This is a genomic window from Arcobacter ellisii (assembly GCF_003544915.1).
Classification (GTDB): domain Bacteria; phylum Campylobacterota; class Campylobacteria; order Campylobacterales; family Arcobacteraceae; genus Aliarcobacter; species Aliarcobacter ellisii.
This window is the reverse complement of the sequence record NZ_CP032097.1, coordinates 926249-947450: the sequence shown is the minus strand read 5'-3', so window position 1 is coordinate 947450 and position 21202 is coordinate 926249. Positions and strand designations below refer to the sequence as shown.

The 21202-nt window shown below is 28.0% G+C and carries 22 protein-coding genes; 8 read left to right on the top strand and 14 right to left on the bottom strand.

The features are described from left to right. Both AELL_RS04850 and AELL_RS04845 read left to right on the top strand, forming a co-directional pair. Positions 1-489: a NanQ anomerase/TabA/YiaL family protein gene (locus AELL_RS04850; protein ID WP_118916864.1), complete on the top strand. Its 489-nt coding sequence runs from the start codon at positions 1-3 to the stop codon at positions 487-489. Position 490: 1 nt separating this feature from the next. Next, positions 491-1402 (top strand): AEC family transporter, encoded by a 912-nt coding sequence (locus AELL_RS04845; protein WP_118916863.1) that lies wholly within the window; start codon positions 491-493, stop codon positions 1400-1402. On the opposite strand, the gene AELL_RS04840 is transcribed toward AELL_RS04845, so the two are convergent. Together AELL_RS04840 and AELL_RS04835 are read right to left on the bottom strand one after the other, a co-directional pair. Beyond that, positions 1391-1843: a GNAT family N-acetyltransferase gene (locus AELL_RS04840; protein ID WP_118916862.1), complete on the bottom strand. Its 453-nt coding sequence runs from the start codon at positions 1841-1843 to the stop codon at positions 1391-1393. The two genes, AELL_RS04845 and AELL_RS04840, sit on opposite strands and share 12 nt — an antisense overlap. After that, a complete protein-coding gene (locus AELL_RS04835; RefSeq protein ID WP_118916861.1) occupies positions 1830-2543 on the bottom strand; it encodes a sulfite exporter TauE/SafE family protein in 714 nt (237 codons plus the stop codon). Before AELL_RS04835 ends, AELL_RS04840 begins: the two co-directional genes overlap by 14 nt. Positions 2544-2639: 96 nt before the next feature. Between AELL_RS04835 and AELL_RS04830 the strand changes: the two genes are divergently transcribed. Beyond that, on the top strand, positions 2640-2888 hold the full coding sequence (locus AELL_RS04830) for a hypothetical protein (RefSeq protein WP_118916860.1): 249 nt from the start codon (positions 2640-2642) through the stop codon (positions 2886-2888). Then, positions 2888-3676, top strand: a complete 789-nt coding sequence (locus AELL_RS04825) for an exodeoxyribonuclease III (RefSeq protein WP_118916859.1) — start codon at positions 2888-2890, stop codon at positions 3674-3676. The genes AELL_RS04830 and AELL_RS04825 overlap by 1 nt, the downstream gene beginning before the upstream one ends. On the opposite strand, the gene AELL_RS04820 is transcribed toward AELL_RS04825, so the two are convergent. After that, complete coding sequence (locus AELL_RS04820) at positions 3673-5328, bottom strand: sensor domain-containing diguanylate cyclase (protein ID WP_118916858.1); 1656 nt, start codon at positions 5326-5328, stop codon at positions 3673-3675. The two genes, AELL_RS04825 and AELL_RS04820, sit on opposite strands and share 4 nt — an antisense overlap. Positions 5329-5418: 90 nt before the next feature. Here AELL_RS04820 and AELL_RS04815 point away from each other — a divergent pair, with 90 nt between their 5' ends. After that, on the top strand, positions 5419-5961 hold the full coding sequence (locus tag AELL_RS04815; protein WP_118916857.1) for a hypothetical protein: 543 nt from the start codon (positions 5419-5421) through the stop codon (positions 5959-5961). Here AELL_RS04815 and AELL_RS04810 read toward each other — a convergent pair. After that, positions 5958-6440: a MarR family winged helix-turn-helix transcriptional regulator gene (locus tag AELL_RS04810; RefSeq protein ID WP_118916856.1), complete on the bottom strand. Its 483-nt coding sequence runs from the start codon at positions 6438-6440 to the stop codon at positions 5958-5960. The two genes, AELL_RS04815 and AELL_RS04810, sit on opposite strands and share 4 nt — an antisense overlap. Before the next feature lie 101 nt (positions 6441-6541). Here AELL_RS04810 and AELL_RS04805 point away from each other — a divergent pair, with 101 nt between their 5' ends. From AELL_RS04805 to AELL_RS04795, 3 genes are read left to right on the top strand one after another with little or no spacing between them, the layout of a single operon-like run. After that, on the top strand, positions 6542-7774 hold the full coding sequence (locus AELL_RS04805; RefSeq protein WP_118916855.1) for a TolC family protein: 1233 nt from the start codon (positions 6542-6544) through the stop codon (positions 7772-7774). Beyond that, positions 7771-8829 carry an efflux RND transporter periplasmic adaptor subunit gene (locus AELL_RS04800; RefSeq protein ID WP_118916854.1) on the top strand — a complete coding sequence of 353 codons (1059 nt, stop codon included), beginning with the start codon at positions 7771-7773 and terminating at the stop codon, positions 8827-8829. The genes AELL_RS04805 and AELL_RS04800 overlap by 4 nt, the downstream gene beginning before the upstream one ends. Before the next feature lie 2 nt (positions 8830-8831). After that, positions 8832-11960 carry an efflux RND transporter permease subunit gene (locus tag AELL_RS04795; protein ID WP_118916853.1) on the top strand — a complete coding sequence of 1043 codons (3129 nt, stop codon included), beginning with the start codon at positions 8832-8834 and terminating at the stop codon, positions 11958-11960. A gap of 9 nt (positions 11961-11969) precedes the next feature. Here the strand turns inward: AELL_RS04795 and ureG are convergent, their stop codons facing one another. The 10 genes from ureG to urtB form a co-directional block, all read right to left on the bottom strand. Further along, entirely contained in the window at positions 11970-12557 is a 588-nt protein-coding gene (gene ureG / locus AELL_RS04790) for an urease accessory protein UreG (protein ID WP_118916852.1), read from the bottom strand. Positions 12558-12566: 9 nt separating this feature from the next. Then, complete coding sequence (locus AELL_RS04785; protein ID WP_118916851.1) at positions 12567-13253, bottom strand: urease accessory protein UreF; 687 nt, start codon at positions 13251-13253, stop codon at positions 12567-12569. Between the two features lies 1 nt (position 13254). Next, the gene (locus tag AELL_RS04780) at positions 13255-13701 is read right to left on the bottom strand and encodes an urease accessory protein UreE (RefSeq protein WP_118916850.1); all 447 of its coding nucleotides are present in this window, start codon (positions 13699-13701) and stop codon (positions 13255-13257) included. A 9-nt stretch (positions 13702-13710) separates the two neighbouring features. Beyond that, a complete protein-coding gene (gene ureC / locus AELL_RS04775) occupies positions 13711-15411 on the bottom strand; it encodes an urease subunit alpha (protein WP_118916849.1) in 1701 nt (566 codons plus the stop codon). Position 15412: 1 nt separating this feature from the next. Continuing rightward, positions 15413-16090 (bottom strand): urease subunit gamma, encoded by a 678-nt coding sequence (locus tag AELL_RS04770; protein WP_118916848.1) that lies wholly within the window; start codon positions 16088-16090, stop codon positions 15413-15415. 9 nt (positions 16091-16099) lie between these two features. Next, entirely contained in the window at positions 16100-16852 is a 753-nt protein-coding gene (locus tag AELL_RS04765) for an urease accessory protein UreD (RefSeq protein ID WP_118916847.1), read from the bottom strand. A gap of 139 nt (positions 16853-16991) precedes the next feature. Continuing rightward, positions 16992-17690 carry an urea ABC transporter ATP-binding subunit UrtE gene (gene urtE / locus AELL_RS04760; protein WP_226806018.1) on the bottom strand — a complete coding sequence of 233 codons (699 nt, stop codon included), beginning with the start codon at positions 17688-17690 and terminating at the stop codon, positions 16992-16994. Next, positions 17690-18478, bottom strand: a complete 789-nt coding sequence (gene urtD / locus AELL_RS04755; RefSeq protein ID WP_118916846.1) for an urea ABC transporter ATP-binding protein UrtD — start codon at positions 18476-18478, stop codon at positions 17690-17692. Before urtD ends, urtE begins: the two co-directional genes overlap by 1 nt. A 1-nt stretch (position 18479) precedes the next feature. Beyond that, positions 18480-19589 carry an urea ABC transporter permease subunit UrtC gene (gene urtC, locus AELL_RS04750; RefSeq protein ID WP_118916845.1) on the bottom strand — a complete coding sequence of 370 codons (1110 nt, stop codon included), beginning with the start codon at positions 19587-19589 and terminating at the stop codon, positions 18480-18482. A 3-nt stretch (positions 19590-19592) separates the two neighbouring features. Beyond that, positions 19593-21170, bottom strand: coding sequence for an urea ABC transporter permease subunit UrtB (gene urtB / locus AELL_RS04745; protein WP_118916844.1), 1578 nt, complete (start codon positions 21168-21170; stop codon positions 19593-19595). Positions 21171-21202: the final 32 nt, after the last annotated feature.

Below are 21202 nucleotides of genomic sequence, written 5' to 3'. Positions count from 1 at the left end.
ATGGCAATTTTTGGAAATTTAGAAACTGTAAAAGCTCAAGTTGATAATACAAAGTTTGAAAAAGCTTTTTTATATATCCAAAAATTGCAAGATAAAAACTCTTTTGAATATAAATCAATTTGTAATATAGGTCTTGACGAATGTAATAAAATTGTTTTAGATGAAAACTCTTTTATTTTAGAACAAGCTTATATTACAAAAGATAAAAAAGATTGTTTATTTGAATCTCATAAAAAATATATTGATATTCAGTATATGTTTGAAGGGGATGAGATTATGGAAGTTGAAAATGTAAACAATCTTCTTATTCAAACTCCTTATAAAGAGGATTTAGATTATGCGAAATATGCCCAATCTTTGAACTCTTCATCTTTAGTTATTAGAAAAAATGAACTAGCTATTTTTTATCCAAATGATGCACATATGCCTTGCATTAAAGTAAATGAAAACAAAAAAATAATAAAAGCTGTTTTTAAAATAGCTGTTTGATATGGAATATATTTTTACAAGTTTAGTTCCTGTTTTTGGACTAATATTAATTGGTTATTTTTTTAAAAGAATAAGTTTTCCATCACATGAATTTTGGCCAATGGCTGATAAACTCACTTATTTTGTATTAATGCCTGCACTTTTAATATTTAAACTTTCAAATGCAAAGTTTGATGCAAATAGTATAAATTTTGTTTTAGTTTCACTTATTGCAATATTTTTTACAATGATTATTTTAATAATCTTTAACAAAATAAGCCCTACAAAAAATAGTTCTTTTACTTCAATAATTCAAGGTGGAATAAGATTTAATACTTATGTTTTTTTAGCTTTAAGTGGTTCTATTTTTGGAGATGAAGGTTTAGTTTTAAGTGCTATTATTTTAACTTTTGCAATTCCATTTATAAATATTTTATGTGTAACTATCTTTGCTCTTTATTCAGATAATAACAAACTTGATTTTATATATTTAGTAAAATCTATAGTAAAAAATCCATTGATTATTGGATGTGTTATTGGAGGTGCAATCAATTTTTTATCAGTTCCAATTCCAGTTAGTATAGAAAATTTACTTGAGATTTTAAGTAAAGCTGCACTTCCACTTGGACTTTTATCTATTGGATATGCTTTAGTATTAAAAGAATTAAATAGTGCAAAAAAAGATTTAATAATTAGCTGTATTGGAAAGTTTATAATCTTACCACTGTTTATTTATAGTTTTGGAATGATGTTTGGATTAAATGAAATAATGATTTCAATTTTAGTTTTATTTTCTGTTTTACCAACAGCTCCAAGTTCATTTATCCTTGCAAGGCAACTTGGAGGAGATATAACACTTATGACAAGTATTATTACAGTACAAACTTTAGCATCTGCTCTTTTTATAATACTATTTTTAAAACTATTCGTTTAAAAAAGTTCTAAAAACAACCATTGAGGATTTTTTAAAACCATTCTTTTCATAAAATTTATGGGCTTTAAAATTATCATCATCAGTTAAAAGAGTTATTCTTTCTATACCTTTTGATTTTGCAAACTCTTTTGCAAATTCTAATAATTTTGAACCTATATTTTTATCTCTATATTTATTTGAAACAATCATATCTTCTAAAATAACTACCCTACTTCCTAATGCTGTTGAAAAAGAGTATAAAAGATTTACCATCGCAACAACTCTATTTTCATAGGTACAAAGTAAAATATTTCCTATTTTTTCATCATTTATAATTGTTTCAAAAGCTTTTTTTTGTAAAGTTTCATTTGGAATGAACTCTTTTTCTAGAGAAAAAAGTTCATTTAAAAGTTTAGATAAATTTGGTATATCTAAACTATTTGCAACTCTAAATGAATACATCAACTATCACTTTTATAGCTAAAGCTGTTAATAAAACTTTTAAGATAATTGTAAATTTTTTTCCATCAATTTTATCTCTTAATTGAGTTCCAGCCCAACTTCCAGCAACTGCACCAATAATCATTGCAACTATAATTCCAATATAATCAAAAAATACGAAACCAAAATACATAAAAACAAAAACTTTTAGAATATGAGTTATACTCATAAGTGCAGCACCAGTTGCCACAACTTTGTCTTTATCTTTGTAATCTTTTAATAATATAGTCATAGTAAGTGGTCCTGTTGCCCCAACAACTATTGATAATCCTGTTTGAAAGAAACCTATAATGTAGTAATTTTCAAACTTTTTAATTTTGTCATTAAATTTTTGCGACCAAAGAGAGAGTAAAATATAAGCTCCAATAAATAAAGGAACATACTCTAAAGAGATAAAATTAATAATTGCAGCAAATATCCCAATACCAACTATTGAACCTAATAAAAACTTTGGAATTACCTCATATTGAACATCTTTATATCCAAAAACTGCACGGCTAAAATTACTTGACATTTGAGTTAAACCATGAACAGGAATAAGAGCATTTAATGGTAAAAATGAAGGTAAAATTGCAATTAACATCATCCCTCCACCAATTCCAACAACTCCTGCAACAGTTGAAGTTAAAAAAGTTAAAACTCCTAGAATTAATTCTGTCATATAAAAATCCTACTAAAAAAATTAACGTAAAATACCCAATAAACCCTTTATTATCAAAAAAGGGTTATAATCGAATCTAAAAAAATAGGAGAAATTATGAAAACATTACTATTAGTTACTATATTTTTATCAAATATTTTATTTGCAAATTACACTTTTAGTGGTCAAAATAGTGGACAAATTGATATGCATGGTGGAAAAAGTGAATCACTTTTAAATCAAAAAAATGGTTTATCAAATTCTAATTTTAAGGAAATTGGTATTTCAAAACCAATTGCTCCAGTTGCACCTGAAAAATTAATCAAAGATGAAAAAAAAGAAGATAAAAAGGAAATTACTAAATAATGGGGAAATTATATAAATTTATTTCATGGAATGTAAATGGAATTAGAGCTGTTGATAAGAAAGAGGCTTTAAAATGGGTAGATGAGAATGATATTCATCTTCTTGGTGTTCAAGAAACAAAATCTATGAAAAACCAAATCCCAAAAACAATTTTTAATAAAGAGTTTAAAAAAATAATGGCAAGCGAGTCAAAAATCAAAGGTAGAAGTGGAACAGCTATTTTTACAGATATAGAAACTACATTTGAATGTACTTGTCCTAGTGTTGATATTCTTGATGAAGGAAGAATAAATGAGGTTCATTTTAATTTAGGAGATAAAAATATTGCATTTTTTAATGTATATTTCCCTAATGGACAAAGTAAAGAAGAGAGACTTGATTATAAAATGGAGTTTTATGATAGATTTTTAAATCATTGTGAAAATCTAAAAAAAGATGGAAAATCTATTATTGTTTGTGGTGATGTAAATACAGCTCACACTGAAATTGATATTGCTAGACCAAAAGCAAATGAAAATACAAGTGGATTTTTGCAAATGGAAAGAGATTGGATAACAAAGTTTTTATCACATGGATATATTGATACTTTTAGACTTATAAATGGTGATATAAAAGATAAATACTCTTGGTGGAGTTATAGAGCAAATGCAAGAGCAAATAATGTTGGCTGGAGAATTGACTACTTTTATATTAGTTCTGATTTAAAAGATTATGTAAAAGATGCTTATATTTTAGATAATATTGAGGGAAGTGACCACTGTCCAATTGGTCTTGAAATGGAGTTTTAAACTTCCATTTCTACTCTATTTTTTCCTTTTAATTTTGCAAGATATAAAGCATCATCAACTCTTGATAAGAGTTCTGTTATTGTGTCATTTTCTCTAAAAGTTGTAACACCTATACTAGCTGTTTTTGTACCAACTATACCAAAGTTATGTGAAGCAATTTTTTCTCTTAATTTTTGAGCCAAAATTAAAGTTTCTTCTAAATTTGTTTTTGGACAAATAATAATAAACTCTTCTCCTCCCCAACGTCCTACAATATCTGTTTGTCTTGTGTATTTTGTCAAAATTTTGGCAAACTCAATAAGCACATTATCTCCAACTAAATGTCCATAATTATCATTAACTTTTTTAAAATCATCAATATCTAATAATATTACTGAAAAATTATCTTTATATCTTTTATACATATTTTCATTTATTTTCAAAACAGAATCGATATTTTTACGATTGTCTAATTTTGTTAAATAATCAGTTGAAGATAAAATAGTTAATTCAGCTTTTGCCTCTTCTAACTCTTGAGTATAGTTTAATTTATTTACCATCGAATAAGATAAAAGTAATAAACAAATAAATACTGCAATATCACTTGGATACTCTTCCCAAGGCACAAGCGCAGCTGCAATTAAAGAAGAGTAAAGCCAATAAATAGAGATAATAAAAAAACTAAAGGTAATAATTTTTGTCTCTTTATTACCTTTAAAAAAGAAATAAATCATAAAAAAAGTCAAAATAGGAAGAGTTATAAAATTGTAAAAAATATCGAAACATTCATAAGTTGAAGGAAGAGAAAAAAATCCTAAAAGAGAACCAAAGATTGCACCAATTAGATATATTAAATGTATTTGCCAAATTCTTTTTATAAGATTAAAAGGTACTTTCCCATTTATAGTTTTATCCATAAAAAGAGCCATTCCAATAGGGAAAAAGAAAAATGCAATTGCTAAAATATATTGTTTAAAAAGAGGATAATGAAAATAGATTTCAAGTATTTTTGCTGAAAAAAGTACATTTAATCCTTGAGTTAAAAACATTAACCCTAAAATTGATAACTCTAATCTTTTAAATTTTGATAAAAATGTTAATAAAAATAGAACTGAAACAAAAATAGAAACAGAACCAACCATAATTTTTGGAATATCAAACTGTAACATTTGCTCATATAAGTCACCTTTTGAAGATATTTTTATCTCTCCAAAAAATCCAATATCCCCATAATCTGAAAATATTCTAAAATAGATATATTTTCCTGCACTATCATTTGGAAGTTTTATTAAATGCCAAGGCCAACCTTTATATTCACCTTTTCCTTCATTATTAAATTCTCCAAAATGATATATTTGTCTATTTTCAAAATAAACTTGAGTAATTAAATCAATACTAACTATGTATAAATTAGGGTCATTTGGTAAAACATCAGGAAGTTTTACTCTATACCAAACATTTGTTTGATTATTTCTATTTTCTGGATTGCTAGGAAAATCTATTTTTTGCCAAGAAGAGTCGTTTTCTTTATCATTTGTCCAAAGAGGAATATCATTTTCAAAAGGAGAATCACCCCATTTATATTCCCATTTTGCTTGGGTTAAATCAATTTGTTTTATTTCATTAGCAAAAGAAAAGGTAATTAAAAGAAATAATACTAGAAACTTTTGCATATAAAATACTTTCAATAGAATAATTTATTATTAACATTAAATCATAATTATCTATAATATCCTATAAAATAATAAAAAGAGAAATAAACTATGAAAGATAGTATTATTGAAAGATATGAAAAAAATCTAAATGATGAAATAATTATAAAAATATATACTTCAAAAATTGAAGATTTATATGAGGATTATGATAAAAAATCTACTTTTATAAAAAAAGATTTAAAAGATGATTTAGAAAACTATCTTATTGAAAGTGTCGAAGAGATTGGAAATCATCCTTTTACTATAAATTTTAGTTTTGATGAAAAAACTGATTTTTCTTCAAATGCAAGATTAAAAAATAGTATTAAAGAGTATTTTGAATATTTACAATTATTAGAACATAAAAAAATGAAAACTCAATTAAAAAACTCTTTGATTTTTTTACTTATTGGTTTCATTTTTGTTTCAATATCTTTTAATATTTCTGAAAATGAGAATTTCTTTTATCGACTTATTTCAGAAGGAGCAATGGTAGGAGGTTGGGTTTCACTATGGGAAGCCTTAGCTACTATTTTAATAAAATGGCTTCCTTTAAAAAATAAATTAAAAATTTTTAGAAAAATATCAAATGCAAATATAACTTGTATTTAATTTAAAGAATAAAGAACTTTTGAAAGAATATTTTTTAAATTTTCTTTCTCTTTTTTATCTAAAACAGAAAAAGATTTTTCAACCATTAAAGCCTTATTATCCATAATCTCTTCTGTTAATTCTATACCTTTTTGAGTTAAACAGACTAAATTTTTTCTTTTATCATTTGTTACTGAATCTCTTTTTATCAGTCCCCTATCTTGAAGTTTTTTCAAAACTTTTGTCATTCCACCTGAAGATAGTATTAAGGCATCATATAATTCAGTTGGAGACATAATATAATCTTTACCGTTGAAATATAACGATGCCAAAACATCTATATCTGTGTGTAACAAATCATAATTTGTTTTTAAAAAATTCTCTGACTTAACCATCAAATCTTTATTTATCAAAAACAATGGCAAAGATAATGCAAATATTTCACATTTTTTATCTTCTGAAACTCTATTGTAAAAATCATCTATATATTTTTTATTCATGGTCGTATTTTAACCAATAAAATATTAAATTTATCTTTCTAGCAAGATTTATTTAAGAAAATTTATGTTATCTTTCTAGCAAGATATTAAAAGGAGTTATTTTGAAAAAGATATATTATATTTTTTTAACGCCGCTTTTTTTATATGGTCAAAATTTGGAGGAATTAGTTGATTTATCTATTCAAAATAGATTAATTAATGCATCTGAACAAAATTTGGAATCTGTAAAAGATGAATATAAAAGTGTAAAAAGTGGTTATTTACCTAGTTTAGATCTTGGTGGAAAATATGGAATAGCTGAAAAAGAGACACAAAGTTTAGCTAAAAAAGCAGGAAGTGTTAATGCTAGTTTAAATTATACACTTTATGATGGTGGGAAAAAACCTAATGTTTATGATAGTTATGAATCAACTATAAAAAGTGGTGAAGAGTCTTTAGAATCTTTAAAAAATGAAATCTCTTTAACAGTAATAAACTACTATTTTAATTATTTATCATTAATCTCTCAAAAAGAGGCAAAATTAAAAGAGATTGAACAACTTGAATCTCAACTTGAAAGATTAAGTAGATTTTTAAATGCAGGAACAACAACAGAAGATGAAGTTCAAAAACTTGTTTCGAGTGTTGAAAATTCTAAAGTTACTTTACAAGAAATTGAACTTGAAATTATTACAATCTTACATAATTTAGAATATATAACAGGAAATAAAGTTGATATAACAGCTGGTTCTAATATAAAAGAGTTAGAAGATATTTCTAAAAATGCCCAAAGATTTGACATTAAATCTTTAGAATTTGATGTGCAAACAAAATTAAGTAATGCAAAGGCTCAAAAAAGTGGTTATTTACCTACAATAACACTTGATAATACTTATTCATATTATGATAATAACTTTGATAATAAAGCTTATGAAAACAATGCTTTAGACCATCAAAATATTACATCAGCAAATTTATCTTGGAATATTTTTTCATTTGGTGAAACAAAATATAAATATGAATCTGCTTACAAATCATATTTAGCCTCAAAATTAAATTATGAATATGAAAAAAATAAAGCTAATGTTGATTTGCAACTTGCACTAAAAGCTTATGATATTGCAAAAGCAAAAATAAAATCTGCTGAGGCAAATCTAAAAGCTAGTGAAAGTGCTTATGAAGTAATCAAATCAAAATTTGAAAATGGTTTAGTTGATAATGTTGCATATTTACAAAGTCTTAGTGAAAAATTTGATGCACTAAGTCAATTAAAAACGTCAATAAATGATTTAGAAATAAAAAAAGCAAATATCATTTATAACAGTGGAAAAAAATTAGAGGAGTATATAAAATGATAAAAAAATCTTTAGTTGCAATATCTTTCCTTTTTTTAGGATTTAATGGTTTAATTGCAAATGAGACAAAAACAGCAAGTGAAGCACCTGCTTTACCTGTACAAACTTTTACAATAACAAAACAAGATAATACAACAAATAAAACTTATCCAACTATTTTAAAAGCTTATGAACAAGTTAATGTTATGGCAAGAGTTCAAGGAACTTTAATTGAGAAACATTTTAAAGAGGGAGATTTTGTAAAAAAAGGAACTTTACTTTATAAAATTGAGCCTGATACTTATTTAGCAAATTTTAATATGAAAAAAGCTGAATTTACAAAAGCTAAAAAAGATTATGAAAGAGCTAAATCTTTAATAACTTCAAAATCTATTAGTCCTCAAGCTTACGATGATTATATATATCAATATGAGAGTTCAAAAGCTGCACTTGAAGAAGCACAAATTAGTTTAAATTATACAAATGTAACAGCTCCAATTGATGGAATTGTTGGGATTAAAAAATTTGATATTGGTGATTTAGTTGGAAAAAATGATTATACTTCATTACTTCTTACAATTACAAATACAAATCCAATTCATGCAGAATTTTCTTTACCAAAAAATGATATGAATGAATTTTTATCTCAAATAAAAAGTAAAAATATAAAAATTAAATTAATTGCCGATAATAAAACTTATGAAAATGGAGAGATAGATTTTATTGCTCCAACAATAGACACAAATACAGATACTTTACTTTTAAGAGCAAAATTTGAGAATCCAAATAATGAATTAATTGTTGGAAACTTTACAAAAATAGAGATTTCAAATCTATCTTTAGGTGATGTTTTTGTTGTTCCTGAAAATGCTGTATTAAAAACTGCACAAGCAAATATTGTTTTTGTTGTTGATGAAAATAATATAGCAAAACCAAGACCAGTAGTTACGGGAAATTTGGTAAAAGATGGAATAGTAATAAAAAGTGGTTTAAAACCTAACGAACAAATTGTAACTAGTAATTTTGCAAAATTAAGACCAGATACAAAAGTTCAAATTGTAAATAAAGAGAAATAATTATGATTTCATCATTTTTTATAAAAAGACCAGTATTTGCTGGTGTTTTATCAATTATAATATTTTTGACAGGGATAATTGCGATGTTCAATTTACCAATTGAACAATATCCAAGAGTATTACCTCCTCAAATTATTGTAAGTACTTCATATCCAGGAGCTAGTGCAGATACTATTGCAAAAACTGTTGCTGCTCCCCTTGAAGAGCAGATAAATGGTGCAAAAAATATGCTTTATATGAACTCTATTGCTGAAGATAGTGGAAGATTAAGTATAAATATATTTTTTGAAATTGGAACTGATCCTGATAGTGCTAAAATTGATGTAAATAATAGAGTTCAAGCAGCCCTATCAAAAATGCCTGAACAAGTACAAAGACAAGGTGTTGTTGTAGGTGAAAGAAGTCCAAGTATTTTGATGTTTGCAATGCTTCAATCTCCAAATAATACTTATGATTCAATATATTTATCAAATTATGCGCTATTAAACTTAGTTGAGTCATTAAAAAGGGTTAAAGGTGTTGGGGATGCGATGATTTTTGGTGCTAAAGATTACTCTATTAGAATCTGGATGGACCCTTTAAAATTATCAAAATATTCACTTGCTACAACTGATGTAATTAGTGCAATTAAAGAGCAAAATAATCAATATGCAGCTGGAAAAATTGCAGCTGAACCAATTGCTCAAAAACAAATGTATACATATACAATAAAAACTCCTCAAAGATTTGAAAATCCTTCACAATTTGGAAATATTGTAATTAGAGCAAATGAAGATGGAAGTACTTTAAAATTAAAAGATATTGCAACTATTGAACTAGGAGCTAGTGATTATAGTGTTCAAACAAGATTAAATAGCTCACCATCTATTCCTATTGGAGTATTTTTACAAAGTGGTGCAAACTCTTTAGAAACTGCTGATGCGATAAAAAAAGCTTTAGAAGATGCAAGTAAAAATTTCCCTGAAGATATGACATACAGTATTCCTTATGATAGTACTGATTTTATTTCTGCTTCTATTAATGATGTTGTTAAAACTTTTGTTGAAGCTTTAATATTAGTTATTTTAATTATTTTCTTATTCTTACAAAGCTGGAGAGCAACTATTATTCCATTTATTGCTGTTCCTGTATCAATTGTTGGTGCATTCGCTGGAATGTATGCTTTAGGATTTAGTATTAACTTACTAACTCTATTTGGTCTTGTTTTAGCAATTGGTATTGTTGTTGATGATGCTATTATTGTTATTGAAAATATTGAAAGACATATGGAAGAGGGAAAAACTCCAAAAGAAGCAGCTTATATTGCTATGAAGGAAGTTACAGGAGCTTTAATTGCTATTATTTTAGTTTTAGGTGCTGTATTTATTCCTGTTGCATTTATGGGTGGATTAAGTGGAGAGATGTATAGACAATTTGCTATTACAATTGTTATTTCTGTTATTATCTCTGGATTTGTTGCTTTAACTCTAACTCCAGCACTTTGTGTAAAAATATTAAAAAATAAAAAACATGAACCAAAAGGTTTTTTCAAATGGTTTAATGACTCTTTTGCAAAAGCTACAAAAGGTTATTCAGTAATAGTTAAAAAAAGTATTAGATTCTCTTTAATCTCTGTTTTATTATATGCTGGATTATTATTTGTATCATGGGATATGTTTAAATCAATGAAAACTGGACTTCTTCCTGATGAAGACCAAGGAACAATTTTCGTATTTGGATTTAATCCTCCTGGATATTCAATGTCAAAATCTTTAGAGTTAAGTGAAGAGATAAATAAAATTATTGCAAATGACCCAAGTGTAAACAATATTATTACTCTTGCTGGATATGACTTTACAACTTCTGCTCAAAGAAGCCATACAGTTGCAACAATTATTAAACTAAAAAACTGGAGTGAAAGACCAAATCCAGAGCAAGAAGCAAAAGCACTTTTAGCTAAGTTTAGTAAACAATTAATGGGAACAAGTGAAGGTTTCTCATTTGCCGTTGTTCCACCTCCAATTATGGGAATGAGTGTTACTGGTGGATTTGATATGTATGTTCAAGATAGAAAAGGTGGAACTATTGAAGATTTAGGAAATGTTGTAAATCAAATAATAGAAAAAGCTAAAACTAAACCTGAATTAATGGGAGTTAGAACAGCACTTGCTGCAAATATTCCTCAATATAAAATTGAAGTAGATACTGAAAAAGCAAAAGCAAAAGGTGTTAATTTAGATGATATTTATAGCACTATAAATGCTACTTTTGGAAGTTATTATGTAAATGATTTTTCACTTTATGGAAGAACTTATAAGGTAAATTTACAAGCAAAAGATGAGTTTAGAAATAATGTTGATGATTTCCAATATGTTTACGTAAGATCATCAACTGGAGAACTTTTACCAATCAATTCATTTATAAATTATAAAAAAGTTGTTGGTGCTGATATCGTAGAAAGATTTAACCTTTTCCAAGCTGCAAAAGTTTCAGGACAACCTGCACCTGGATATAGTTCAGGAGATTCTTTAAAAGCTATTGAAGAAGTTGCAAAAGAGGTTTTACCTGAGGGTTATACTATTAGCTGGACAGGAACTGCATATCAAGAAAAACAAGTTGGTGGAAGTTCTGCACAAGCGTTTATTTTTGGTATTGTATTCTTATTCTTAATTCTTTGTGCACTTTATGAAAGATGGTTATTACCAATTTCTGTTGTTTTAGCTGTACCATTTGCGATTTTTGGAGCAATACTTGCTACAAATTTAAGAAGTTTAGATAACAATATCTATTTCCAAATTGGACTTCTAGTTCTAGCAGGACTTGCAGCTAAAAATGCAATTTTAATTATTGAATTCGCTTTACAAAAACAAAAAGAGGGAATCAAACTTGTTGATGCTGCACTAGAAGCTGCAAAAGTAAGACTTAGACCAATTATTATGACTTCATTAGCATTTACAGTTGGAGTTATGCCACTTGCTATTAGTAGTGGAGCTGGAGCTGCTAGTAAACACTCAATTGGAACTGGAGTTGTTGGAGGAATGTTAACTGCTACATTTATAGCAATTTTATTTATTCCACTATTCTTTGTTTTAATCTCAAGACTTACTGGTCATAAAGATGACGAAGTTCTAACAAATAAAGAAGAGGAATAATCCTCTTTTTTACATCAAAGCCTCAATCCAAGAAATTACTTGATTTAAAGTTTCGGGCTCTTTTTTTGAAATAAATACATAAGGTTTATTTTTTCTATTTTCTTTTACATCTTTTTCCATATCAACTAAATCTATATCAACATACGGCGCTAAATCTATTTTATTTACAATTAAAAGGTCAGAAAAAAGTAGCCCTGCTCCTTTTTTTCTAGGAATATCAGCACCTTGCGCAACATCAATTACATAAATATAATAATCAATTAACTCATAAGAAAAAGTAGCACTTAAATTATCTCCACCACTTTCCACAAATACAATGTCTGGATTGAATTTTTCTTCAAGTTCAATAACTGCTTTTTGATTCATAGATATATCATCTCTTATAGCTGTGTGTGGACATCCACCTGTTTCAACACCTATAATTCTTTCATTATCCAAATCAAGAGTTTTTTTTAGATAATTTGCATCTTCTGTTGTATAAATATCGTTTGTTACAATTCCCAAACTATATTTGTCTTTTAATAAATTTGTTAAAGACTCAATAAGTGAAGTTTTTCCACTTCCAACTGGTCCTGCTATTCCTATTTTTAAACTCATTTTTTTCCTTTACGTTGTAAACATCTTTGGTTCTAAATTTTTATGTGAGAAGATAATCTCTTCAAAAAGTGGATTAAAATTTGTGATTTTATTTTTTATATTTTTATAATCAAACTTTTCTAAAATCTCATCAATTTCAAAAAGTATTTTTTGTATTTCACTTGGTTTTATTCTTGAGATTTTTAAAGTTGTAACTGCTATGTTTATAAGATTTTTTTTAGTCCACATAACAATAAAATCTTCTAAACAAATATCCATATCAAAAGCAATAACACTTAATACTATTATTTCATTTCCAACACAAGATTTATTTTCAATCAAAGAGAAATACTCTTTTACAATATCTTTTGAAGCTAGATTTTTGATTTGTGCAAAATAGTTTTGCCCAATATCACGTGAAGCTTTTGCAAACTCAAAAGTCAAATAAGTTCCAAGAGAATTATCAAGTTTTTTTACTAAATTTAATTTCTCTTTTTCTAAAGCTTCATAAACTTTTTTAACATAAACAAACTCTATTTTAGAGTATTGGTCGATAATTAGATTTTCTAAATAGATTTTTAAACTATTTATATCTTTTACTTTTTCTTTTAAAACATGAGGCTCTAAACCAAAAGAGTGAACAAAAACACCTGAGGGAAAACTTCCATCAAGTATTTGTATAAATCGGCTTAGGCTTTTTAGATTTGTTTTTTGCATTTTAGTGACTATGATGTGCTTTTCCATTTGGTTTGAAATAACCTTTTGTTTTTTCACACTTTATTTTTTCATTTGTATAACAATCTTTGATAATATCACTTAAAGAGATATCATCTAAAACTATGATTTTAAACTCTTCAATAATAACTGGCTGATGTCTGTTTCCTATTTCATAAGCAGTTTTTGCAAAAGTTAAAGCATCACTAAACTCTAAAACAAAAATCTCATCAACACTTCTTTTAACTTTTATTCCCATTCCATCTTCACAAACTAAAATATCATTTTCATGAAGATGAGTAAACTTAGCTTTTACTACTAAATTTACTCCTTTTTTAGTAACAGCTGTTAAATTTGGCTTTTGCATATCAAACCAAGAGAGTTCAACCTCATCACTAAATGGGATATTTTTTTTAATTTCAACTACTTTTTTTATCACACTAAATTGCAAAATCTTTTCCTAAAACATAAAATATCGTCTTGCCATTGGCACTTTTTCAACGTAATTTGATTCTATTAGTTCTCCATTGATTTTTACATCATATGTTTCACTATCTATTTCAATATCACCTATAAAATCATTTAGTTTCATATTGGCTTTTCCAATATTTCTAACATTTTTTACAGGCAATACCTCTTTTGAAATTCCTAATTTATCCTTTAGATTTGAACTTGCTATTTTTGAAGTAAAAATAACACTTGTAGCACCACTTGCACGTCCAAGACTTCCAAACATAGGTCTATACATATTTGGTTCTGGCGTTGGAATTGAAGCATTTGAATCACCCATCATAGCTAAGGCTATAAATCCACCTTTTATGATGATTTCTGGTTTTACTCCAAAAAATGCCCTATTCCATAAAACTAAATCTGCCATTTTCCCGACTTCAACACTTCCAACATAATCATCAATTCCTGAAGCAATTGCAGGATTTATAGTATATTTTGCAATATATCTCTTAATTCTATTGTTATCACTTTTTTCATCATCACCTTCAAGTGTTCCTCTTTGTTGTTTCATAGAGTCTGCAACTTGCCAAGTTCGTATGATTACTTCTCCAACTCTTCCCATAGCTTGTGAATCGCTACTAGTTATTGAAATAGCTCCTAAATCATGTAACACATCTTCAGCAGCTATTGTTTTTCCTCTGATTCTACTCTCAGCAAAACTAACATCTTCAGGAATTTTTGGGCTTAAATGGTGACAAACCATAAGCATATCAAGATGCTCTTCAATAGTGTTTTTTGTATATGGTAAAGTTGGATTTGTACTTGATGGAAGTACATTTGCTAAGCCTGCAACTTTCATAATATCAGGTGCATGACCACCACCTGCTCCTTCACTATGGAAAGTATGAATTGTTCTATTTTTAAATGCTCCAACCGTTGCTTCAACAAATCCTGATTCATTTAAAGTATCTGTATGAATTGCAACTTGTACATCAAAATCATCTGCAACACTTAAACAAGTATCAATAGCATTTGGTGTACTTCCCCAATCTTCATGAAGTTTTAATCCCATAGCGCCAGCTTCTATTTGCACTTTTAGAGCTTCATAAGAAGAACTATTTCCTTTTCCCATAAATCCAAAGTTTAAAGGTAAATCATCAACACTTTGAATCATCTTACTTATATTCCACTCTCCTGGAGTACAAGTTGTAGCATTTGTTCCAGTATTTGGACCAGTTCCTCCACCTATCATAGTAGTTACACCACTACTTAATGCTTCATCGATTTGTCCTGGACTTATAAAGTGAATATGTGTATCTATTCCACCAGCAGTTATGATTTTTCCCTCAGCTGATAGGATTTCAGTATTTGCTCCAATTTCTAAACCATGAGTAATACCATCACAAAGATTTGGATTTCCTGATTTTCCAATAGCTAAGATTTTTCCATCTTTGATTCCAATATCTGTTTTATAAATTCCTGTATAATCAATAATAATTGCATTTGTAATAATCAAATCAGCAACATCAACAGCAGTTGGACTCTGAGCCATACCATCACGTACAGTTTTCCCACCACCAAACTTACTCTCTTCACCATAAATTGTGTAATCTTTTTCTATTTTAGCAATAAGTGTTGTATCAGCAAGTCTAAATCTATCACCAACAGTTGGTCCATACATAGAAGCATATTTTTCTTTTGATATTTTCATACTATTCTCCTAAAAACTTTGAAAGATTTTGCATAGCTTTTACTTTTGTAGCCTCATCATCTAAAAAACCTTCAACCAAACCATTAAATCCACTCATATATCTACGTCCTGCAAAATCAATCAAGTTTACACTTTTTTTACTTCCTGGCTCAAATCTTACAGATGTTCCTGCTGGAATATCTATTCTTTTTCCATAAGCTTTAACTCTTTCAAAACTAAGTTCTTTATTTACTTCAAAAAAGTGATAGTGTGAACCCACTTGAATAGGTCTATCACCTTTGTTTTCTATTTCAATTGTAATAATATCTTTTGAAGCGTTTAGTTCTATTTCTCCCTCATCTACAAGATATTCTCCAGGAATTAGTTTATTTTTATCATAAGAAATTGGATTGTGTACTGTAACCAACTTTGTTCCATCTTCAAATGTTGCTTCAACTTGAACCATATACATCATAGATGCAACACCTTCAAGTACATCATCCTCTTTTAGAATTTTTGTAGCATCAACCATAAGTTGTGCAACACTTTTTCCATCTCTAGCACCCTCAATTATATATGAACTAATAATTGCCACAGCTTCTGGATAGTTTAGTTTTAAACCTCTTTCTTTTCGCTCTAAGGCTAATTTTGAAGCTGTATAAATCAATAACTTTTCTTGTTCCCTATTTGTTAAAAACATCTTTCCTCCTTATTGTTTACCTAAATTAAATTTATTTTTATTTAACTCTTTTCTATAAAGTTCCCAAATCTTAAAAATTTGATTTTTTAACTCAAACATATTGTTTGAACTGATTACTCCAAGAATGATTTTTTTATTTTTAGTGTATGTAAAACTCTCAAACTTTTCCAAATAAATCTTATTTAAAAACTCTTCATTGTTTTTTGTTTTTATATAAATCTTCGCAAAAATAAAATTATTACTGCTTTTTCTAATGATATAATCTTTTAGTTCAACACCTTTTACATCAAATTTTTCCATATATTCCATACTTTTTTCACAATAAAATGAATTTTTAATAAGCATATTTGAAAAATCAAAATTCTCAAAACTTCTTCCACGACTTAAAATATCTGTATAAAAAAAAGTTGAATTTTCATCACTTTTTAGATTAAAAAACTGAATATAACGTGACTCTTTGTACAAAATCAACTCATCATTTATAAACTCTAAATTTGAGTTGTTTTTCAAAACAATGTCAATTTTTTGGATTCCAAACTCTTTTTTGCTAGGATATATTTTTGTAGCTGATTCAGTTGTAAGGATTAAGTTTGAATTATCAAGGCTTAAAGATGTTCTTATTTTATCCTTTGGAAAAATCCCCTCACCAATATTTAATAACTTTATATAGTTTTCATTATCGTTAAAATGATAGTGTCTTGAAGGAAGTTGTAATTTATCTAAAGAAAATTTATCATCTTTAAAAGTAAATTTAATACTCATTTTTCTCCTAAAAATCGCTCTTTTGTCTATAAATATTTTATCAAAAAAAGATAGATTACTTTTTCTTCACCTGTATAAATAATATATAGTTTTAGGGTCTTCATTTTCCAGTTTAAAAATACTTTTTATATAAAAACCCCTAAACTGACATATACTTCCTAATAATCTCATCACTAAGTTGCCCTATTTCTCCATTTGCAACTACACTTCCTCTATCAATTACATAAAAATCATCCCCATGTCGTCTAGCAAAGGGTAGTTTTTGCTCTACTAGCAATACTGTAATTTGTTCTTCTTTTGTGAGATAATCGATAACTTGCCCTATTTGAGCTACGATATTTGGTTGGATTCCTTCACTTGGTTCATCTAGGATTAAAAAGTTTGGGTCGATACATAAAGCTCTTCCGATTGCCAACTGCTGTTGTTGCCCTCCACTTAAATCTCCGCCTTTTCTATTTGCCATATCTTTTAAAACTGGAAATAAATCGTAGATTTTATCTGGGATTTTTTTGATTTTATTTCGATTTGTCATTACTCCGATTTCAAGATTTTCTTTTACTGTTAGTTGTGAAAAAATCTCTCTTCCTTGTGGAACATAACCTATTGCTATTCCTGCTCTTTGGAAGTCTGAAAGTTTTGAAATATCATTTCCCTCATAAATAATTTTTCCATCTTTTACAGGAAGTAAACCCATGATTACTTTACTAATCGTAGTTTTTCCAACTCCATTTCTTCCCATAAGACAAGTACATCTTCCTTTTTTTATCTCTAAATTCAAATCCCATAAAGTATGGCTTTGTCCGTAATATTGATTTATTTTTTCTAGTTTTAACATCATTATTCTCCTAGGTATACTTTTCGCACTTTTTCATTGTTTTGTATTGAGTCCATACTACCCTCAGCCAAAACAGAACCCTCATGTAAAACCGTCACTTTTTTTGCGATACTTCTTATAAACTCCATATCATGTTCTACAACTACAACTGCATTATTTTTTGCTAAACTTGTCAAAATCTCTGCTGTTTTTTCCACTTCTTGTGGTGTCATTCCTGCAACTGGTTCATCTACAAGCAGAAGTTTTGGCTCTTGCATGATTAACATTCCAATTTCTAACCACTGTTTTTGACCGTGTGATAAAATTCCTGCATCTTGGTTGTATAACTCTTTTAGACCTATTAGTTTCATAGTTTCTTCGATTTTATCTTTTTGCTCAGCTCTTAATTTTGAAAAAAGTGTTTTGAAAAATCTTTTATCATCTTTCATGGCAAGTTCTAGGTTTTCAAAAACTGTATGGTTTTGAAATACTGTTGGTTTTTGAAACTTTCTTCCTATTCCAATTTGAGCAATAGTTGGTTCGTCTAAACTCAATAAATCAACAGCTTCTCCAAAAACTACATGCCCCTCATCTGGTTTTGTTTTACCTGTTACAACATCCATCATTGTTGATTTTCCAGCTCCATTTGCTCCAATAATACATCTTAGTTCACCATAATCTATGGAAAAACTAAGATTATTTAAAGCCTTAAATCCATCAAAACTAACGCTTACACCATCAACAAGAAGTATTCTATTTCCAATTTTTAGCTCACCGATATTTTGTTCATTATTGTGTTTTAATGTTTTCATCTTAAGCCTTTTTCATTTTTAAATTCATAGTTTCCATCAAACCAACTATTCCTTTTGGTAAATATAAAGTAACCAATACAAACAATCCACCTAAAGCATATAACCAAACTTCAGGAAGTGCCGATGTAAAATATGTACTTGCAAAACTAACTACAAATGCTCCTATAATTGCCCCATACAGAGTTCCACGACCTCCAATAGCAACCCAAATTACTAACTCAATAGAAAAAAGTGGAGAAAATACATTTGGATTTATGATTGCAACTTGTGGCACATATAAAGCCCCTGCAATTCCAGCTAATACAGCTGAAACCACAAAAATAAAAAGTTTATATTGCTCTACTTTGTAACCCAAAAACCTCACTCTACTTTCTGCATCTCTTATAGAGATTACAACTCTTCCTAGTCTTGAATTTATAATAAATCTACAAATGAAATATCCAAAAACCAAAGCAAAAAAAGTGATTATCAATAAAGCAACTCTTGTTGTATTTGCTGATAAATCAAATCCTAAAATATCTTTGAAGTCCGTCAAACCATTGTTTCCACCAAATCCCATATCATTTCTAAAAAATGCCAACATCAAAGCATAAGTTAAAGCTTGAGTTATGATAGATAAATAAACTCCCGTTACCCTACTTCTAAAAGCAAACCAACCAAACACAAAAGCCAAAATTGCTGGAACAAACATCACCATAAAAAATGCAAATACTGGATTATCAAACCCATACCAAAACCAAGGAAGTTCTTTTAGGTTCATAAATACCATAAAATCTGGAAGTTCAGCATTTCCATAAACTCCCCTATCACCAATTTGAAGCATCAAATACATGGCAAAAGCATATCCACCAAGAGCAAAAAATGCCCCATGACCCAAAGATAAAATTCCCAAATATCCCCAAACTAAATCTAAAGCCAATGCCAAAAGTGCAAAAGCTAAATATTTTCCCAAAATCGTAACTGTAAAAGTTGAGATATGAAAAATAGAGCTTTCAGGAATAAACAAATTACAAAAAGCAACCACAAACACCACAACAGCTAAAGATGATAAAACTATTTTTCCACCTTTGTCGTTTTCTAAAATTTTTAAAATTATTGATTTTCTTTCCATCTTCTAATCCTGTGCATCTCGACCTTTTTGAGGAAACAATCCTCTAGGTCTTTTTTGTATAAATAAAATGATAAATATCAATATAATAACTTTCGCTAACACAGCCCCTGCAAGTGGCTCGATAAATTTATTTATCTCTCCAAGTGTAAATGAAGCGATTAGTGTTCCCCATAGATTTCCAACTCCACCAAAAACAACAACCATAAATGAATCAACAATATAAGCTTGTCCAAGATTTGGTCCTACATTTGTTAGCTGTGAAAGTGCAACTCCAGCAACTCCAGCTATTCCTGAACCAATTCCAAAAGTTATTGCATCAATCTTACTTGATTGAATTCCCATAGCCCTTGCTATTGGTCTATTTTGTGAAACAGCTCTAACTTTTAATCCTAAGCTTGTTTTTTTCATCACATATAAAATGGCAAAAAATACAATAAAAGCAAAAATCACAACATAAAGTCTATTGTAAGTCAAAGATAAAGCACTATTTATCTCTAAGGCTCCACTCATCCAAGAGGGAGTTTTTACCTCTTGATTTAGTGGAGAAAATATTGTTCTCACCACTTGTTGTAAAATTAAACTTATTCCAAAAGTTGCCAATAATGTCTCAAGAGGTCTTCCATAAAGATGTCTTATAACCAATCTTTCTATCAAAATACCAACTATTCCACTTACGATAAACGCAGCAGGAATTGCGATGATTATTGAGTATTCAATCAAATTTGGCATCAATTGTTGAATCGTATAAGTTGTATATGCCCCAATCATAATCAACTCACCATGAGCCATATTTATAACTTTCATAACCCCAAAAGTAATAGCCAAACCAATAGCAGCTAAAAGTAAAACTGAACCTTGAGAAAGCCCAAAAAATGCCGTTTCTATAAACGAATAAAAAGTTTTACTACTCTCTATTTGCTTTAAAGCTTTTGATACAGCTATTTTTATTTTTTCATCGTTTGACTCTTTTAGACTATTTAGAGTTTCAAGTGATTTTGAAGATAAAAAACCTCCAAGCTCTTCTATTGCTTTTAGTTGTTCTTCACCTGTTTCAAACTTTGCATTTAGATTTGTATTTGCTTCAAGTAAAATATCTTTTATTGAAGATTTTTTTTCACTTTTTAAAGCCTCTAAAATAATCTCTTTATCTTGAACTTCTAGATTTTCCAAGATATTTTTTGCAGCTTTTAATCTTTTGTTTTCATCACTTGAAAAAAGATTTATTTTTGCAAGTGAAGCTTTTATAACACTTCTTAATTTATTATTTATTTTTACTTTTGAAAAATCATCTTGATTAGCATTTGAAATAGTATTATTTGTAAATAGAGATTTAAAACTATCTTTCTCTAAAAATAGGATTTCATTGCTTTGATTTTGAAAATATAGATTTCCTAAAAGCATATTTTGTAATAAAACTTCTAATCTTTGTTCATCTTTATAATTTATTATTAACTCATTTAAAACATCTTCTTTTACTTTGAAACTATTGTCTGATAATTTGCTAGATAACTCCTCAAAAGTTGAAGAGTATGAAAATGAGAAAATCAATAAATTAAGGAGTATTATTTTTAAAATATTCATTTTTATTTCCTTGAGAAATATGGAAGAAAACT

Bases quoted from the DNA above. Each gene is read 5' to 3' on its own strand.
- AELL_RS04850 (WP_118916864.1), top strand. From the start codon at position 1: ATGGCAATTTTTGGAAATTTAGAAACTGTAAAAGCTCAAGTTGATAAT.
- AELL_RS04845 (WP_118916863.1), top strand. From the start codon at position 491: ATGGAATATATTTTTACAAGTTTAGTTCCTGTTTTTGGACTAATATTA.
- AELL_RS04840 (WP_118916862.1), bottom strand. From the start codon at position 1,843: ATGTATTCATTTAGAGTTGCAAATAGTTTAGATATACCAAATTTATCT.
- AELL_RS04835 (WP_118916861.1), bottom strand. From the start codon at position 2,543: ATGACAGAATTAATTCTAGGAGTTTTAACTTTTTTAACTTCAACTGTT.
- AELL_RS04830 (WP_118916860.1), top strand. From the start codon at position 2,640: ATGAAAACATTACTATTAGTTACTATATTTTTATCAAATATTTTATTT.
- AELL_RS04825 (WP_118916859.1), top strand. From the start codon at position 2,888: ATGGGGAAATTATATAAATTTATTTCATGGAATGTAAATGGAATTAGA.
- AELL_RS04820 (WP_118916858.1), bottom strand. From the start codon at position 5,328: ATGCAAAAGTTTCTAGTATTATTTCTTTTAATTACCTTTTCTTTTGCT.
- AELL_RS04815 (WP_118916857.1), top strand. From the start codon at position 5,419: ATGAAAGATAGTATTATTGAAAGATATGAAAAAAATCTAAATGATGAA.
- AELL_RS04810 (WP_118916856.1), bottom strand. From the start codon at position 6,440: ATGAATAAAAAATATATAGATGATTTTTACAATAGAGTTTCAGAAGAT.
- AELL_RS04800 (WP_118916854.1), top strand. From the start codon at position 7,771: ATGATAAAAAAATCTTTAGTTGCAATATCTTTCCTTTTTTTAGGATTT.
- AELL_RS04795 (WP_118916853.1), top strand. From the start codon at position 8,832: ATGATTTCATCATTTTTTATAAAAAGACCAGTATTTGCTGGTGTTTTA.
- ureG (WP_118916852.1), bottom strand. From the start codon at position 12,557: ATGAGTTTAAAAATAGGAATAGCAGGACCAGTTGGAAGTGGAAAAACT.
- AELL_RS04785 (WP_118916851.1), bottom strand. From the start codon at position 13,253: ATGCAAAAAACAAATCTAAAAAGCCTAAGCCGATTTATACAAATACTT.
- ureC (WP_118916849.1), bottom strand. From the start codon at position 15,411: ATGAAAATATCAAAAGAAAAATATGCTTCTATGTATGGACCAACTGTT.
- AELL_RS04770 (WP_118916848.1), bottom strand. From the start codon at position 16,090: ATGTTTTTAACAAATAGGGAACAAGAAAAGTTATTGATTTATACAGCT.
- AELL_RS04765 (WP_118916847.1), bottom strand. From the start codon at position 16,852: ATGAGTATTAAATTTACTTTTAAAGATGATAAATTTTCTTTAGATAAA.
- urtE (WP_226806018.1), bottom strand. From the start codon at position 17,690: ATGATGTTAAAACTAGAAAAAATAAATCAATATTACGGACAAAGCCAT.
- urtD (WP_118916846.1), bottom strand. From the start codon at position 18,478: ATGAAAACATTAAAACACAATAATGAACAAAATATCGGTGAGCTAAAA.
- urtC (WP_118916845.1), bottom strand. From the start codon at position 19,589: ATGGAAAGAAAATCAATAATTTTAAAAATTTTAGAAAACGACAAAGGT.
- urtB (WP_118916844.1), bottom strand. From the start codon at position 21,170: ATGAATATTTTAAAAATAATACTCCTTAATTTATTGATTTTCTCATTT.